This window comes from Sulfitobacter sp. LC.270.F.C4 (assembly GCF_032922545.1).
Lineage (GTDB): Bacteria > Pseudomonadota > Alphaproteobacteria > Rhodobacterales > Rhodobacteraceae > Sulfitobacter > Sulfitobacter profundi.
Genome location: NZ_CP136692.1, coordinates 395,496 through 411,976, shown reverse-complemented (window position 1 = coordinate 411,976; position 16,481 = coordinate 395,496). Strand labels below are relative to the sequence as shown.

The following is a 16,481-nucleotide window of genomic DNA, read 5'->3' as shown; positions in this document are numbered from 1 at the left end:
CCGCTTTAATCTTGCGGCTGCGTGTCGGCACGCTAAGCATGGGGCATGTTCGACGATACCCTTTCCCTCCTGCTCAGCGGCCCCGATGACACCGCCCGGCGCGCCCAGCAATTGGCCCGCCGCCTGTCACCCGGCGATGTCATATTGCTCAGCGGCGATGTCGGTGCGGGCAAGACCCATTTCGCCCGCGCCCTGATCACCGAACTGCTCGACTACCCCGAGGACATCCCCTCCCCCACCTTCACATTGGTGCAAACCTATGAGGGGGCAAGCGGCGCGATCTGGCATGCCGATCTCTACCGTCTGACCTCCACCCATGAGATTGAGGAACTGGGGCTGATCGACGCCTTTCATGACGCGATCTGTCTGGTGGAATGGCCGGATCGTCTGGGCTCGCTCGCCCCCGCCGGGGCATTACGGATCAGCCTTTCCCCCGGGGCCCATGAAGACAGCCGCGCGCTGACAGCCGAATGGTCCGGCAGCGGTTGGGCCGCCAAGTTGACAGAGTGGCGCACATGACCGAACGCGCCGCATTGATCGAAGGTTTTTTGCAAACGTCTGGCTGGGCCGGGGGCACCCGAAAGCTGCTGGCGGGCGACGCCTCCAACCGGCGGTATGACCGGCTGCGCAAAGCGAATGGGGATAGGGCCATCTTGATGGATGCCCCACCCGAACGCGGCGAAGACGTGCGCCCCTTCCTTGATGTCGCGGCGCATCTGACGGCCTGCGGCCTCAGCGCGCCACAGATTTACCACAAGGACAGCGACCACGGGCTGCTGCTGATCGAAGACCTTGGCGATGATCTTTTCGCCCGGCTGATGGCGGCCGATCCCGCTCGGGAACTTCCGCTGTACCGCGCCGCCGCAAACGTATTGGTCAAACTTCACAGCGCCCCTTTGCCGGAACTGCCGCTTTGCGATGCCGATTGGCTGACCGATATGGCAGCCCCCGCATTCGACTTTTACGCACCCGAGGGTAGGCAAGTGGCAAGCGCCGCTTTTGCGCAGGCTTTCCGCCCCCTCGTCGCTGCGCTGGATGACGCCCCCAAGGTCGTGATCCTGCGCGACTATCACGCCGAAAATCTGCTTTGGCTGCCGCAGCGCGAAGGTGCCGCGCGCGTCGGGTTGCTGGATTTCCAGGACGCGCTGCTGGGCCATCCGGCCTATGATCTGGTCTCAATCCTGCAAGACGCCCGCCGTGATGTTCCCCGCGCGGTGGAGGCACAGATCATCGACTATTACCTTGCCCAGACCGAACAAGAAGCCGCCCCCTTTCGCCGCGCCTATGCGCTGCTTGGTGCCCAGCGCAATCTGCGCATTCTGGGCATCTTTGCGCGCCTTTGCCTACGCGATGGCAAACCGCATTACGTCGATCTGATCCCCCGTGTGTGGCAGCATCTGCAACATAACCTGCGTCATCCCGCGCTTGCCGCGGTGGCGGATTCTATCGCGGGCGTGCTGCCCCCTCCGACCCCTGAATTCTTGGAGCATCTAAAAAGCCAATGCGCGACTATCCCGACGCCATCATGATGTTCGCGGCCGGGTTCGGCACGCGTATGAAACATCTCACCCAGACCCAGCCCAAACCCATGGTGCCGGTCGCAGGTCGCCCCTTGATCGACCATGCGCTGGACCTCGCCCGCGGGATATCCCCCGCCCGGATCGTGGCGAACCTGCACTATCTGCCCGACCAGCTTGATGCCCATCTGCGGGCGCAGGATGTTAAGACCGTGATCGAGACGCCTGAGATCCTCGACACCGGCGGCGGGCTGCGCAATGCCCTGCCGTTGCTGGGCGCGGGGCCGGTTTTCACCATGAACAGTGACGCACTTTGGGCCGGGCCGAACCCGCTCGCGATGCTGCAAGCAGCGTGGGATCCGGCGCGGATGGAAGCGCTATTGATGACCGTGCCGCTGGAAAACACCCTTGGCCATGGCGGCACGGGCGACTTTACCCGCGCCCCGGATGGCCGCCTGCAACGCGGGCCGGGGCAGGTCTATGGCGGGATACAGATCATCAAAACCGATCTGCTGGCCGATATCGAAGCCGAGAAATTCTCGCTCAACCTATTGTGGGATATGATGCTTCAGCGCGAGACGTTGTTTGGCCTGCCCTATACTGGGCGTTGGTGCGATGTGGGCCATCCCGGCGGCATTCCCCTTGCCGAAAGCCTTTTGGCGGGCGCCGATGTTTGAACCGCAAGACAGCCCCCGAGTCTTTGGCCTCGCCCCCGGTGTCGACTTTCCACGCGGGTTGGTGCGCGGGCTTTGTGACCGGTTGGAGAATGGCCCGCCCGAGGCGATGGCCCGCGTTGAACTGCTGGTCAACACCAACCGAATGGCACGCCGGTTGCGCCATGATTTCGACGCAGGACCGGCGGGGTTTCTGCCCCGCATTCGGCTGATTACGGACCTTGATGCCTTGGGCCCCGGCATTGCGCTGCCTGCCCCAACGCCACCGCTGCAACGGCGGCTGGAACTCATTCAACTGGTGTCGCGCCTGCTGGATGCCGCGCCGGATCTCGCGCCGCGCGCGTCGCTTTATGCGCTGTCGGACAGTCTTGCGGGCCTGATCGACGAAATGCAGGGCGAAGGGGTTTCGCCCGAGACGGTGGCCGGGCTGGACGTTGGCCATCTCTCGGCCCATTGGGAGCGCGCGCAGCGGTTCCTAGCCATCGCCCATGACTATCTAGGCCAGACCACCACCCGCCCGGATGCCGAGGCGCGGCGGCGTCAACTTGTTGCCCGGATCATCGCCCGCTGGCAGGACAATCCACCGCAGCACCCGGTGATCCTTGCCGGCTCTACCGGGTCGCGCGGGACCACCGCGCTGCTGATGGAGGCCGTGGCCCGCCTGCCGCAAGGGGCGATCATCCTGCCGGGTTTCGATTTCGAGATGCCGACCGCCGTTTGGAATGAATTGGATCAGGCGCTGTTGGCCGAGGATCATCCGCAATACCGGTTTCGCAAGCTGATGAACATGCTCGGCGTTGCGCGCGGCGCGGTCGCGCCTTGGTGCGAGATGCCCCCGGTTTCGACGGCCCGCAACAAGCTGCTGTCGCTCTCGCTCCGGCCCGCGCCGGTCACCCATGCTTGGCTGAACGAAGGGCCAAAACTGGAAGACCTGCAAGGTGCCACCGCCAACATCACTCTGATCGAAGCGCCCACGCCGCGGGTCGAGGCATTGGCCATCGCGCTGCGTCTGCGCCAAGCTGCCGAAGACGGGGTGAAAGCCGCGTTGATCACCCCCGACCGGATGCTCACTCGGCAGGTCACGGCGGCGCTTGATCGGTGGAACATCCTGCCCGACGACAGCGCCGGGATGCCGCTGCAACTCTCTCCGCCGGGGCGGTTCTTGCGCCATGTGGCGGCGCTGTTTGTCCGGAAACTGGATGCCGAGGCGCTGCTGACCCTATTAAAACACCCGCTGACACACAGCGGCGCGGGGCGGAACTTTCACCAGCTCTATACCCAGCGGTTGGAGGCCGAGATCCGCCGTCACGGGTTGCCCTATCCTAATGCTGAGAGCTTGACCGAGATTGCAGAGCGGGCTGCGAAGCGGATGGAAGACCCCAGCGGTTTCCGCAATTGGGTCGCTTGGCTGGGCGAGGTTTTCCCCGGCCATGACGCCCCCGGAGAGCGCCCCCTGCCCGATTGCGTCGCCGCGCATTTGGCGCTGGCCGAAAGGATCGCCGCCGGGCAACCCGCCGACCCCGATCACCTGCTCTGGCAGCAGGGTGCGGGCATCGCGGCTGCGGCGGTGATGGCCAACCTGACGGAGCACGCCGCCCATGGCGGCGCGATGAATGCCGCCGATTATGCCGATCTGCTGGGCGCGCTTTTGTCCCAAGAAGAGGTGCGCGAGGCCGATACCCCGCATCTCGACATCATGATTTGGGGCACGATGGAGGCGCGGGTGCAGGGGGCCGAGTTGGTCATCCTCGGCGGTCTGAACGAAGGCACTTGGCCCGAAGCGCCGCCGCCCGATCCTTGGCTCAACCGTCAGATGCGCGAAAAGGCCGGGCTGCTGTTGCCCGAACGGCGCATCGGCCTGTCGGCGCATGACTACCAACAGGCCATCGCCAGCCCCGAGGTTTGGATCACCCGCGCGATCCGGTCGGATGAGGCAGAGATGGTGCCCTCGCGCTGGCTGAACCGGTTGGGCAACCTGCTGGGCGGCTTGGGCGATACCGGCGGGCCGGAGGCGTGGAAGGCGATGCAACAACGCGGCGGCTATTGGCTGGATCAGGTGCGCGGCCTTGAGGCGGTGAAGCGTACGGCCCCCGCGCCGCGCCCCTCGCCGCGCCCGCCCCGTGCCGCGCGGCCGCGCAAACTGTCGGTGACCGAGATCAAGACGCTGATCCGTGATCCCTATGCCGTCTACGCCAAGCACAGCCTGAAATTGCGTCCGATCAACCCCCTGGTGCAATCTCCCGACGCGCCGGTGCGGGGCATCGTTTTGCACCGCATCATGGAGGATTTCGTGAAGCTGGTGGCCCGCGACCCCGCGCGGCTGACCCGTGACACGCTGATGCAAGTGGCCGCCGAAGTGCTGGAGGAGGAAGCCCCATGGCCCGCCGCTCGCGCTATGTGGCTGGCGCGGATCGACCGGATCGCGGATTGGTTCATCGCCCGTGAAAGCCAACGCGCTGGATTTTCCAGCCCCGTCGCTTTTGAGCAGGGCGCGCGCGGCAGCTACACCTTTGCCGACCTCGGCTTTACCCTCAGCGGCTTTGCGGACCGGATCGACCAGACCGATGATGGTGATGTGCTGCTCTATGACTACAAGACCGGGACGCCGCCGGGCAAAAAGGAACAGCGGCTGTTCGACAAACAACTGCTGATCGAAGCGGCGATGGTCGAGCGTGGCGGTTTCCCCGAGGTGGGCGTGGCCCATGTGGCCCATGCCGCCTTTATCGGGCTCGGGTCGAAACCCGTCGAAGTCCCTGCCCCGCTGGAAGAAGAGAACCCTCAAGAGGTGCTCGCCGGGCTGCACGCGCTGCTCTCGCGCTATCTTGATGAGGGGCAGGGTTTCACCGCGCGCCGCATGGTGCAAAGCGATGCCTTTGCCGGAAATTATGACCAACTGGCCCGTTTCGGCGAATGGGACGGCACCAGCTCTGCCCGTCCAGAGGATTTGGAATGATGCGCGATTTTGACGATGCCACCCGCGCCCAGATCGAAGCGGCGCGGCCCGATGCCTCCACTTGGCTCACCGCCAACGCAGGCTCTGGCAAGACCCGCGTGCTGACCGACCGCGTGGCGCGGTTGTTGCTGGACGATGTGGAGCCGCAGCACATCCTTTGCCTGACCTATACCAAGGCCGCCGCGTCAGAGATGCAAAACCGTCTGTTCAAACGTTTGGGCGAATGGGCGATGCTGAAAGATGAGACGCTGCGCAGCGCTTTGGCCGATCTGGGCGTGCAGGGAGAGTTGACGCCCGAGCAACTGCGCAATGCCCGCACCCTTTTCGCCCGCGCGATTGAGACACCGGGCGGGCTGAAAATCCAAACCATCCACTCTTTCTGCGCGGCCCTTCTGCGCCGCTTCCCGTTGGAGGCACAGGTCAGCCCGCAATTCACCGAGATCGAAGACCGCGCCGCCGATCTGCTGCGGGCCGAGATCGTCGATGAGATGGCCGAGAGCGAAGACGCCCCGCTGGTGGCCGACATTGCGCGGCATTACACCGGCGAAGATTTCGCCAGCCTTACCCGCAGCATCGTGGGCCAGCGCGATGCTTTCACCGACCCCCGGTCATGGGCCGAAATCCTAACGCTTTTCGCCCAGCCCGAAGACCTGACCGAAGAGAAAATCGCGGCATCGGTCTTTCTTGGCAGCGAAGCGGCGATGATGGCCGAGATCATCCCGCATCTGCTGGCCAAAGGCGGCAATGACGGCAAGGCTGGCGCGGCGCTGCAAGAGATTGACCGCTACGATCTTTCTGCCCTGCCCCAGCTTGAAAATACCCTTTTGACCGGCAGCGGCGCCAAGGCGCCATTTACCGCAAAAATCGGCAGTTTTCCGACCAAGCCGACGCAAAAGGTCATCGCCGAACAGATGCCGCAGCTTGAGCAGTTGATGCAGCGCGTCGAAGATGCCCGCGAAGCACGGCTGGCCCTAAAGGCGGCGCGCAAGTCCTATGTGCTGCACCGGTTCGCGGCCCGTTTCCTTGAGCGTTATGCCGATGAGAAACAAAAACGCGGCTGGCTCGATTTTGACGATCTGATCCTCAAAGCCCGCGCTTTGTTGACCGACAAGGCGGTGGCGGCTTGGGTGCTGTTTCGCATCGACGGTGGCATCGACCATATCCTTGTGGACGAAGCGCAGGACACCTCGCCGCGCCAATGGGATGTGATCGAACGGCTGACGGATGAATTTTACTCAGGCGCTGGCGCACGTAATGAGGTGGATCGGACGCTTTTCGTCGTGGGCGACAAAAAGCAGTCGATCTACTCTTTCCAAGGGGCCGACCCCGAAGAGTTGGATCGCAAAGGCGCGACCTTTGAGCAGAAAATCGGCGAAGCGGGGCAGTTCTTTCAGCGCCGTAGCCTCGCCTATTCCTTCCGGTCTTCCTCGGCGATTTTGCAGGCAGTCGATGGGGTTTTCGATCCGGAGATCCAAACCGGGTTCACAAATGACGGGCATATGGCCTTTAAGGACCGCCTGCCCGGCCGTGTCGATCTTTGGCCCTTTATTGAGAAAGCAGGCCCCGATGAAGAAGGCGACTGGACCGACCCCGTTGACCGCCGCAGCGCGCGGCATCACACCGTGCAACTGGCCGAACGCATCGCGCGGCGGATCAAAGAGCTAACCACCGAAGCGCATTACCTGCCCGACGACAGCAAGGGCGACTTGGCGCGGCGGCGCATCCAACCGGGGGATTTCCTGATCCTCGTGCAGCGCCGCTCGGCCCTGTTTTCGGAGATCATCCGCGCTTGCAAAGCGGCGGAACTGCCCATCGCCGGGGCGGACCGGCTCAAGGTCGGGGCCGAACTGGCGGTGCGCGATCTGGCGGCGATCCTGTCGTTCCTCGCCACACCGGACGACGATCTATCCCTTGCCACCGCGTTGAAATCACCGCTGTTCGGCTGGTCAGAGCAAGACCTTTTCACCCTCGCCCATTACCGCAAAGAGGATCACCTCTGGCAAGCCCTGCGCGGCCAGACCGAGACCCACGCCGCCACCCTTGCCGTGCTGCGCGACCTGCGCGGGCAGGTCGATTACCTGCGCCCCTACGACCTGATCGAACGCATCCTCACCCGCCACGATGGCCGCCGCAAACTGCTGGCGCGGTTGGGGCCAGAGGCCGAGGATGGGATCAATGCGATGCTGAGCCAAGCGCTCTCTTACGAGCGCGGCACGGTGCCCAGCCTGACCGGATTTCTGCAATGGATGCAGACCGATGATCTGGAGATTAAACGCCAGATCGACAGTGCTTCGAACCAGATCCGCGTGATGACGGTGCATGGGGCAAAGGGTCTGGAAGCGCCGATCGTGATCCTGCCCGACACCGGGCGGCGCGATGTGACGATCAAGGATGAGATCATCACCGTCGACGGCACGCCCGTCTGGAAAGCCCCGGCAGATGACATGCCCCAGCCCATGCGCGCGCGGTTGGACGAGATGAAAGAGGCCGCGTTGCAAGAGCGGCTTCGGCTTTTCTATGTGGCCATGACGCGGGCCGAAAAATGGCTGATCGTGGCGGCGGCGGGGGAATTGTCGAAAGATGAATCCTCTTGGTACCAGATCACCGCTGCCGCTTTGGCCCGGTTGCGGGCCGAGCCCTTGGGCGATGATGGCACGCTGCGCTATCAACAGGGCGACTGGGATGCGCTCGACGTCGTAGAGACGCCAGAGAAAATCGTCACAACGCCCGTGTTAGACCCTATTTTTACCCGTTCCGCCCCGTCCCCCCGGGGGGAGGACAAGACCCTCTCGCCCTCCGATCTTGGCGGTGCCAAGGCGCTGGCGGGTGAGGCCGGCTTTGATATGGATACCGCGCTGAGCTACGGCACTTTGGTCCATGAATTGCTGGAGAATCTGCCCCTCATGGGGCCGGACGCGCGGCAGGTATTTCTGGACCGCTTGGCCCGCACGCACCCACCTGAAATGATTGCCCGCGCCGAGAGTGAGGCCGACGCGGTTCTGCGCACCCCTACCCTCGCCCCGCTGTTCACCGAGACGACCCTTGCCGAAGTCCCCGTGACCGGCAGCTTGGGCCATCAGCGTCTGCACGGCACGATCGACCGATTGGTGATCGCCGATGACCATATCCTTGCCGTCGATTTCAAGACCAACCGCGTGGTCTCCGAGACCGCCGACGCCTGCCCGGACGGGCTGTTGCGCCAGATGGGCGCCTATGCCCATATGCTGCGCCAAATCTACCCCGATCGCCGGATCGAGACCGCCATTCTGTGGACCGCCCGCCCCGCGCTTATGGTGTTACCCAACGATATCGTGACAAATGCGCTGCGTGCCCTGCCATATCTTGACGCCACCGCCCCGCGTTCATAGGTTCAGGCCTCAACCCATTCCTGTCAGGAGAGCATCATGGCAACCGTCGCAGTCACCGACGACACTTTCGACGCCGAAGTCAAAAATTCGGACATTCCGGTTCTGGTCGATTTCTGGGCCGAATGGTGCGGCCCGTGCAAACAGATCGGCCCTTCGCTGGAAGAGCTGTCGGATGAGATGAACGGTCGCGTGAAGATCGTCAAAGTCAACGTCGACGAAAACCCGAACTCGCCCGCTCAGGTCGGCGTGCGTGGTATTCCGGCGCTGTTCATCTTTAAAGACGGGCAGGTCGTGTCCAACCTTGCCGGCGCACGCCCCAAGGCGGCCCTGCAAAGCTGGATCGAAGAATCCATCTAAGGTCAGTACCTTACCAGATTTAAGTTACGAAAACGGGCGTCCTTCGGGGCGCCCTTTTCATTGCCAGCTACACTTGCCAGCCAAAGCGGCGGAGCCGCGCGGCAATCTTCTCCTCGGCTTCCGCTCGACCTGCGTTGATGCAATTGTCTTGCCAGAACCACCATAGATAGGCCGCAAAATCCGGCGCTGCCTGTTGGACAGCGGCAAAGCTGTGGCTGAGATCTGCGAGATCTGCCCTGACACCGATATGATGAAAATCGATTTCACCAAAGAGCAGAGCCGGTTTGCCAAAGAAATAACCAGAGAAGGCAGCGGCTGAATTCTGGGTAACGACAAAGGCGCAATGCTGCAAATGCCGCTCCATATCACCCGATGTCAGGATCAAACGCGGGTGTCGCTCGGCGAGGTTTTCCAGCGCGGAGAGCTCCTCCGCGCTATAGGTTTCTTTTGGATGCAAGGCCGCCACGACAGCGCCCGAGCACTGCGCGAGCGTGTGTTCCAGCATCGCAATAGGGCTGCAAGATTGGAAGGACCGCTCCTGCAACAAGCGTCCCTGTAGGGGCACATAAATGGGCCCATCCCGACGGGCTTGCTGGGGCGCATCGGCGAACAGGCGCTTTTGCCAGAAACGATAGAACCGTTTCGCTTCATCAGGGTTAACCAGCGCTGGATCAAACTTGGCTTGGGCCACATCCCATAACCATCGCTCCGGCCGCGCTTCGATCTGCCAGAAAGGGTAGTGATAGCAGCGGCGAAACACCAAACCGCGTGCGGTTGGGGCAGGGGCCATATGGCTCAGCGATAGGACATCGGGGTCACCTACAGGGCCGTCGGCATTGCGATATGTGACCCTAAATTGGGCATCTTGGAGAACGCGAGCGACTTTGCCGATGAAGTTATGCGCGCCAGCCTCGGCGCTTTCCCGTAGTTGGGGCTCCAGATAGATATCAACTTGGGCTTGATCCTGCATCGCTAAAGGCTAGCCCGTCGCCCGACCGCTCACAAGCGGCGCTGCCCTTGTCCTGCCTTGCCACGGGGGCCATATAGAGCGCCAAGCGACAGGAGGCCCCATGGCACAGAACGACGATTTCCCCGGTTGGCACGGGACCACGATCATTGGCGTCAAAAAAGGCGGCGAAGTGGTGATTGCCGGTGACGGACAGGTCAGCCTTGGCCAGACCGTGATCAAAGGCACCGCGCGCAAAGTGCGCAAGCTCAGCCCCGGCGGCTATGACGTTGTGGCGGGGTTTGCGGGGTCCACGGCAGATGCCTTTACCCTGCTGGAACGGTTGGAGGCCAAGCTCGAAGCGACACCGGGGCAATTGGCCCGCGCGAGTGTCGAATTGGCCAAGGACTGGCGCACCGACAAATACCTGCAAAAACTCGAAGCGATGCTGATCGTGACCGACGGGAAAGACCTGCTGGTCATCACCGGCGCAGGCGATGTGCTGGAGCCCGAACATGAGGTCGCGGCCATCGGGTCGGGCGGGAACTATGCCCTCGCCGCTGCGCGCGGCATGATGGACAGCGACCGCGACGCCGAAACCATTGCCCGTGATGCCATGGCGATCGCCGCCGACATCTGCGTCTACACCAACGGCAAACTCACCGTGGAGAAAATCACCGCATGACCGACCTGACCCCCCGCGAGATCGTATCCGAACTGGACCGTTATATCATCGGCCAGAATGACGCCAAACGCGCCGTTGCCGTGGCCCTGCGCAACCGGTGGCGCCGCAAGCAGCTAAGCGATGACCTGCGCGACGAAGTCTATCCCAAGAACATCTTGATGATCGGCCCCACCGGCGTTGGTAAGACCGAGATCAGCCGCCGTTTGGCCAAGTTGGCCCGTGCACCATTTATCAAGATCGAAGCGACGAAATTCACCGAAGTGGGCTATGTCGGCCGCGACGTGGAGCAGATCATCCGAGATCTTGTGGACAGCGCCATCGCCATGACCCGCGATTTCATGCGTGAAGACGTGAAAACCAAGGCCGAGCAGGCCGCCGAAGAGCGCGTGATCGACGCCATCGCTGGCACCGACGCCCGCGACGGCACCCGCGAGATGTTCCGCAAGAAGCTCCGCAGTGGTGAGTTGGACGACACGATGATCGAGCTTGAGGTCTCCGATACCTCCAGCCCCTTCCCAATGATGGACATTCCCGGCCAACAGGGCATGGGGATGATGAACCTTGGCGATATGTTTGGCAAAGCCATGGGGGGCCGCACCACCAAAAAACGCATGGCCGTGGCCGATAGCTATGAGGTGCTGGTCGGCGAAGAAGCCGACAAATTGCTGGACGATGAAGCCGTGAACCGCGCCGCCATCGAAGCGGTCGAGCAGAACGGCATTGTCTTTTTGGATGAGATCGACAAGGTCTGCGCCCGTTCCGATGCGCGGGGCGGTGATGTTTCACGTGAAGGGGTGCAGCGCGATCTGCTGCCGCTGATCGAAGGCACCGTGGTGTCGACGAAATACGGCACGGTGAAGACCGATCATATCCTCTTTATCGCTTCTGGTGCCTTCCACATCGCCAAACCGTCGGACCTGTTGCCCGAGCTTCAGGGCCGTCTGCCGATCCGCGTCGAACTGCGGGCGCTGACCGAGGGTGATTTCGTTCGCATCCTGACCGAGACCGACAATGCGCTGACGCGGCAATACACCGCCCTGATGGGAACCGAAGATCTGACCGTCACCTTCACCGAAGAGGGCATCGCAGCACTGGCCAAGATCGCGGCGGATGTGAACACCTCGGTCGAGAACATCGGCGCGCGGCGGCTTTATACGGTGATGGAACGGGTGTTCGAGGAGGTCTCCTTTGATGCGCCCGACCGGTCGGGGCAAGAGATCACGGTTGATGCCGACTTTGTCGAAAAGAACTTGGGCGAACTGACCCGCTCCACCGATCTAAGCCGCTACGTTCTTTAGGGCTTTCCTTTCCTCCATGCCCCGGCGATGAAAGGGGCATGGAATACCTCTCATTTTTGCGGCGCAACTGGCTGTTTCTGCTGGCCGGTTTCCTGCTGACATTCACCTCGTCCTATGGGCAAACCTATTTCATCTCGCTCTTTGCCGGGGCGGTGAAGGGCGATTTTGGCCTGAGTGATGGGCAATGGGGCGGCATCTATACCATCGGCACGACGCTTTCGGCAGTCACCATGGTCTGGGCCGGGGTGCTGACGGATCGTTTTCGCGTGCGGGTGCTGGCCTTTGGCGTGATGGTGGCGCTTGCCGGGGCCTGTTTGGCGATGGCGGCGGTGCCGAATTGGATCGCGCTGATCTTCGTTATCTATGCCTTGCGGCTGACCGGGCAGGGCATGATGTCTCAGCTTGGGCAGGTCGCCATGGTCCGCTGGTTTGAGGCATCGCGCGGCAAAGCGCTTTCGCTATCCTCTATGGGATTTGCGGCCGGTCAGGCGTTTCTTCCGGTAATCTTTGTGGCGCTTTTCGCCAGCTTTCATTGGCGCAGCCTTTGGGTGCTGGCCGCCGGGCTGGTGCTGCTGACCATCCCGGTGATCCTGATGCTGCTGCGTCAAGAGCGCACCCCGCAGAGCATGGCGGATCAGGCGCAGCGCGCGGGCATGGAGGGGCGGCATTGGACGCGGGCAGAGATGTTCCGTTCGGGCCTGTTTTGGATGATCATCCCCCTCGCCATCGGCCCCGCCGCATGGGGCACCGCGCTGTTTTTCCAGCAGGTTCACCTGACCGAAGTGAAAGGCTGGGCCTTGGTCGAATTCGTGGCGCTCATGCCGGTCTACACGCTCTCGGCGGTAGCCTCGACCTTCCTTTCGGGTTGGGCGATTGACCGCTTTGGCGTCAGCCGCGTGGTGCCGGTGATGATGCTGCCTTTTGCCCTGTCATTCGCGGTGCTGGCCTATGCCGATACGCTGTGGATGGCTGGGATCGGCTTGGTGATTTTCGGCTTCGGGCAGGGCATGCAATCAACCGCACCAGCGGCGTTCTGGGCCGAGTATTTCGGCACCCGCCATGTGGGCTCGATCAAAGCGGTGGCCGCGGCGCTGATGGTCTTTGGCTCGGCCATCGGGCCGGGGGTGACGGGTCTTTTCATCGACTTGGGCGTCGATTTTCCGCAGCAAATGTTGCCGATCGCGGTTTACTATCTGCTGGCGGCTGGGTTGGCCGCATGGGCGATAAGACGCTACAGGCCGCTGCTGCGCGGCTAACGGTTGCGCCGGAGATAGACGTAATAGGCCCCGCCGCCGCCGTGGCTGACATGGGCCTGTGCAATCTGAAGCACAAGGCCGTTGAGCGGCGGCATCGACAGCCATTGCGGCACCTGATGGCGCAAAACACCATCGCGCACAGGGATCGGGCCACCATCGTCGCGGCGCTTGCCCTTGCCGGTGATGACCAGCACCAACCGCTTGCCCCGCGCATGGGCATCCATGATGAAGCCGTTCAGCGCCGGATTCGCGCGGTCAAGCGTCATGCCATGAAGATCAATCCGGCCTTCGGGGCGCAGTTTGCCGCGTTTCAGCTTGCCGAAGGCTTTGTGATCCATCTGAACCGGGGCGGCTTTCATCTGTTCTGACAATGTCGGGCGCAAGTCATTGCTGCGTTTCTTCATGGTCGGCTGAGGCTTGTTGCCTTGGAGCGCGATTTTGGCCCGACGGACCTGCGGCGGGGCAGGGGCGGGCGCGTCGATCTCTTGCGTGAAAAGCTTGTTCAGCTCCAGCTTCTCTGTCCGCTCCGTGACCCTGCGCCAAAGCGCAAGATCGTCTTCGTTCAGGCGGCGGCGTTTCATATCGCGCTCTCCGGCAGGAAAGCATAGGCGCGTTGGATCGGCATCAAGACCATCATCCGCCCCGCGTCGCGCAGGCGACCTGCCTCGCGGCCTGCTTTGTCGCCGGTGCCAAAGAACACATCCGCACGCTGCGTGCCCTTGATGGCCGAGCCTGTATCCTGCGCGACCATCAAGCGCCGCATGGGTTTCTTGCCGTCTTTTTCGATCCAAACCGGCGCGCCAAGCGGCACATGCGACGGGTCCACCGCGATGCTGCGCAGCGTGGTGATGGAACGGTTCATCGCCCCAAGCGGCCCCTTGTCGGCAGGCACCCGGCTGACCTCTCGAAAGAAAACATAGGATGGATTGTGATAGAGCAATTCGCGGCCATCTTCGGGGTTCCGGCGTACCCAATTCTTGATGACATCGGCGCTGACCTGATGCGCCTCATAGACCCCGCGCCGCACCAGTTCGACCCCCACAGAGCGGTAATCATGGCCATTCGCCCCGCGGTAGCCCACGCGCAGGTAGCTGCCATCGGGCAGGCGGATACGTCCAGAGCCTTGAATTTGCAAAAAGAAAAGCTCAACCGGGTCATCGACCCAAGCGATTTCCAATCCGCGGTCCCGCATCACGTCGCCATCTAGGATCTCACGTCTGGTAAGCCAGGGGCGGATCTCTTCGGCCTCGGGGGGCATGGCGTAGATGGGGTACTGAAACCGCGCAGAGGGGTAGAGATCACCGTCCAACTCAGGCTCGAAATACCCTGTGAACAGCCCATCCTTTCCGTCTTCCATCAACACGGGCCGGAAAAACAATTCGAAAAACTGCCGGGGGTCGGGGCCATCTTTGGCCAGCTTGCACAGCGCGCGCCAATCGACATCTTTCATGTCGCCGCAAGTGCTGGTGAACACCTCAAAGGCGGCGGCGTGGTCATCTTCGGCCCAGCCGTCAAGCTGGTCGAAATCCATCACCGTATAATGCACCTCTGCTGCGGACGGCGTGTTCATCGACACACCGCCCAACAGCGCAAGTGCGCCAAGCGCACGCACTACCCGTCTGTGGAAACCAACAGCCAATTCGGATCATCCGAGCCCATGACACGGGCGAAGACCCATGTATCTTTTTGGCGTTTGATTTCGTTGCTGCTGCCCTCGACAACCTCGCCTTCGCGGTTGCGTACTTCAGAGGTCAGCTCTCCCACGAAGCGAATGGTGAGTTCGGCTTCTTTGGTGGTCTCGTCCATCGTGGCGTCGACCAATTCCATCTCACGCACGCCGATAAAGTTGGCGTCGATCGTCAGACCTTGATCCTCGCGCGCCGCGACACCGTCAACAAAGCTTTCATAGACATCATCGGCCAGAAACGGCTGAATTTCTGCCAGATCGCCACGCTCGTAGCCCATGACGATCATCTCATAGGCACCGCGTGCGCCTTGCAGAAAATCGCTGACGCCGAACGAGGGCTCAACCCGTTTCATCTCGGCCAGTGCCTTGCCCGAGGGGCTGTCTTCGGGAACGTGGTCGGTGATATCGAGATCGGGGCCGCCTTCGATCACCTCAAACGCGGGGCCACTGCGGGCGCTTGGCGTTTGATCGGTTACCGGGGGCTTTTCAAAACCCTCGCGGGTGCCAAGCACGTTTTTCAGCCGCAGGATCAGGAATACGGCGATACCGGCAAGCACCAGAAGCTGTATCAGGGGAGAATTCATCGAAACCTCATTCAGGGGTGGCATGGAAACATGCGAGTTAAGCTCTTATGTAGGTGTTCGACCGGGGCAAGTCCACTCTGCCCCCAGCGAAAGGACCCCGCCACATGTGGCTATTGATCGCATTTATCGCCGTGCCTCTGATCGAGATCACGCTTTTCATCCAAGTCGGTGGCGCCATCGGCCTTGGCTGGACGCTGGCCGTGGTGGTGCTGACCGCCGTTCTGGGCACATGGTTGGTGCGCTCTCAAGGGGCGCTGGCGCTTGGTCAATTGCGCAGTTCCTTCAATGACCTGCGCGACCCGACAGAGCCTTTGGTGCATGGCGCGATGATCCTGTTTTCCGGCGCGCTGCTGCTGACGCCGGGTTTTTTCACCGATGCTGTCGGCTTTGCTTTCCTGATCCCGCGCTTCCGGCAAGCGGCCTACGGCGCGATCCGCGACCGGGTGAAGGTCCAGAGCTTTGGCACCCCGGGCGGCATGGGCCCGCGCCCCGGCCCGCAGGGCAGACGCGACCCGCGCGGTCGCGGTGACGTGATCGATGGCGATTTCCATGAGATCTCCGAACAGCCGCGCCAGACCAAGGGCCCCTCGGGCTGGACTAAGGATTGAGCGGCCCGTGCCGACCTGCTAAGTCCGGATAGATTTAAGAAATTCACCACAACAGGACACAGAAAATGGCAGAAAACGAAACAGCGCAACCGAAACAGCCGCAGATGCGCGTGCTGGGCCAGTTCATCCGCGACATGTCGTTTGAGAACATCATGGCGCAAAAGGGCGCCCCTGCAGATGTGCAGCCCGATGTGCAGGTTCAGGTCAACCTCGACGCGAAAAAGCGTGGTGGGGAAAACCAGTATGAGATCGCGATCAAGCTGAACATCACCTCGAAAGCGAAAGACGGCGACGCGACGCTCTTCGTGCTGGAAATCGACTATGTCGGTATTTTCCAAGTCGAAAGCGTGCCTGAAGAGCAGATGCACCCCTATCTGCTGATCGAATGCCCGCGGATGATCTTCCCCTTCCTGCGCCGCATCGTCAGCGACGTGACCCGCGATGGTGGCTTCCCGCCGCTGAACCTCGAGAACATCGACTTCCTGTCGCTCTACCGCAACGAAGTTGCCCGCCGTCAGGCCGAGACCCCGCCAAAAGCCGACGCCTAA

At 62.2% G+C, this 16,481-nt stretch carries 15 protein-coding genes; 11 read left to right on the top strand and 4 right to left on the bottom strand.

The genetic code is table 11. The features are described from left to right. Window positions 1–45: 45 nt before the first annotated feature. Genes tsaE through trxA form a run of 6 tightly spaced genes read left to right on the top strand, consistent with a single transcriptional unit; the run spans window position 46 to window position 8,869 of the window. On the top strand, window positions 46–519 hold the full coding sequence (gene tsaE / locus R1T45_RS05790; RefSeq protein WP_317390372.1) for a tRNA (adenosine(37)-N6)-threonylcarbamoyltransferase complex ATPase subunit type 1 TsaE: 474 nt from the start codon (window positions 46–48) through the stop codon (window positions 517–519). Then, complete coding sequence (locus tag R1T45_RS05785) at window positions 516–1,529, top strand: aminoglycoside phosphotransferase family protein (RefSeq protein ID WP_317390371.1); 1,014 nt, start codon at window positions 516–518, stop codon at window positions 1,527–1,529. Before tsaE ends, R1T45_RS05785 begins: the two co-directional genes overlap by 4 nt. Further along, on the top strand, window positions 1,502–2,194 hold the full coding sequence (locus R1T45_RS05780) for a nucleotidyltransferase family protein (RefSeq protein WP_132443973.1): 693 nt from the start codon (window positions 1,502–1,504) through the stop codon (window positions 2,192–2,194). Before R1T45_RS05785 ends, R1T45_RS05780 begins: the two co-directional genes overlap by 28 nt. Further along, entirely contained in the window at window positions 2,187–5,144 is a 2,958-nt protein-coding gene (addB, locus tag R1T45_RS05775; RefSeq protein WP_317390370.1) for a double-strand break repair protein AddB, read from the top strand. The genes R1T45_RS05780 and addB overlap by 8 nt, the downstream gene beginning before the upstream one ends. After that, window positions 5,141–8,512 (top strand): double-strand break repair helicase AddA, encoded by a 3,372-nt coding sequence (addA, locus tag R1T45_RS05770; RefSeq protein ID WP_317390369.1) that lies wholly within the window; start codon window positions 5,141–5,143, stop codon window positions 8,510–8,512. The genes addB and addA overlap by 4 nt, the downstream gene beginning before the upstream one ends. Before the next feature lie 36 nt (window positions 8,513–8,548). Then, on the top strand, window positions 8,549–8,869 hold the full coding sequence (gene trxA, locus R1T45_RS05765) for a thioredoxin (RefSeq protein ID WP_007118424.1): 321 nt from the start codon (window positions 8,549–8,551) through the stop codon (window positions 8,867–8,869). Between the two features lie 67 nt (window positions 8,870–8,936). Here the strand turns inward: trxA and R1T45_RS05760 are convergent, their stop codons facing one another. Further along, the gene (locus tag R1T45_RS05760) at window positions 8,937–9,632 is read right to left on the bottom strand and encodes a hypothetical protein (protein WP_317390368.1); all 696 of its coding nucleotides are present in this window, start codon (window positions 9,630–9,632) and stop codon (window positions 8,937–8,939) included. Window positions 9,633–9,939: 307 nt separating this feature from the next. On the opposite strand from R1T45_RS05760, the gene hslV reads away from it, so the two are divergent. The 3 genes from hslV to R1T45_RS05745 are packed head-to-tail and all read left to right on the top strand — an operon-like array spanning window position 9,940 to window position 13,054. Beyond that, the gene (gene hslV / locus R1T45_RS05755) at window positions 9,940–10,500 is read left to right on the top strand and encodes an ATP-dependent protease subunit HslV (RefSeq protein WP_067623712.1); all 561 of its coding nucleotides are present in this window, start codon (window positions 9,940–9,942) and stop codon (window positions 10,498–10,500) included. Further along, window positions 10,497–11,798 (top strand): ATP-dependent protease ATPase subunit HslU, encoded by a 1,302-nt coding sequence (gene hslU, locus R1T45_RS05750; RefSeq protein ID WP_067937317.1) that lies wholly within the window; start codon window positions 10,497–10,499, stop codon window positions 11,796–11,798. Before hslV ends, hslU begins: the two co-directional genes overlap by 4 nt. A 38-nt stretch (window positions 11,799–11,836) precedes the next feature. After that, on the top strand, window positions 11,837–13,054 hold the full coding sequence (locus R1T45_RS05745; RefSeq protein WP_317390367.1) for an MFS transporter: 1,218 nt from the start codon (window positions 11,837–11,839) through the stop codon (window positions 13,052–13,054). Here R1T45_RS05745 and R1T45_RS05740 read toward each other — a convergent pair. From R1T45_RS05740 to R1T45_RS05730, 3 genes are read right to left on the bottom strand one after another with little or no spacing between them, the layout of a single operon-like run. Continuing rightward, on the bottom strand, window positions 13,051–13,635 hold the full coding sequence (locus tag R1T45_RS05740) for a Smr/MutS family protein (protein ID WP_317390366.1): 585 nt from the start codon (window positions 13,633–13,635) through the stop codon (window positions 13,051–13,053). The genes R1T45_RS05745 and R1T45_RS05740 overlap by 4 nt on opposite strands. Next, window positions 13,632–14,624, bottom strand: a complete 993-nt coding sequence (locus R1T45_RS05735; protein WP_067937393.1) for a murein transglycosylase A — start codon at window positions 14,622–14,624, stop codon at window positions 13,632–13,634. Before R1T45_RS05735 ends, R1T45_RS05740 begins: the two co-directional genes overlap by 4 nt. Window positions 14,625–14,665: 41 nt before the next feature. Next, window positions 14,666–15,325, bottom strand: a complete 660-nt coding sequence (locus R1T45_RS05730) for a Tim44/TimA family putative adaptor protein (protein WP_120349806.1) — start codon at window positions 15,323–15,325, stop codon at window positions 14,666–14,668. A 104-nt stretch (window positions 15,326–15,429) separates the two neighbouring features. Here R1T45_RS05730 and R1T45_RS05725 point away from each other — a divergent pair, with 104 nt between their 5' ends. Together R1T45_RS05725 and secB are read left to right on the top strand one after the other, a co-directional pair. Continuing rightward, complete coding sequence (locus R1T45_RS05725; protein ID WP_317390365.1) at window positions 15,430–15,933, top strand: FxsA family protein; 504 nt, start codon at window positions 15,430–15,432, stop codon at window positions 15,931–15,933. Between the two features lie 65 nt (window positions 15,934–15,998). Then, entirely contained in the window at window positions 15,999–16,481 is a 483-nt protein-coding gene (gene secB, locus R1T45_RS05720) for a protein-export chaperone SecB (protein WP_317390364.1), read from the top strand.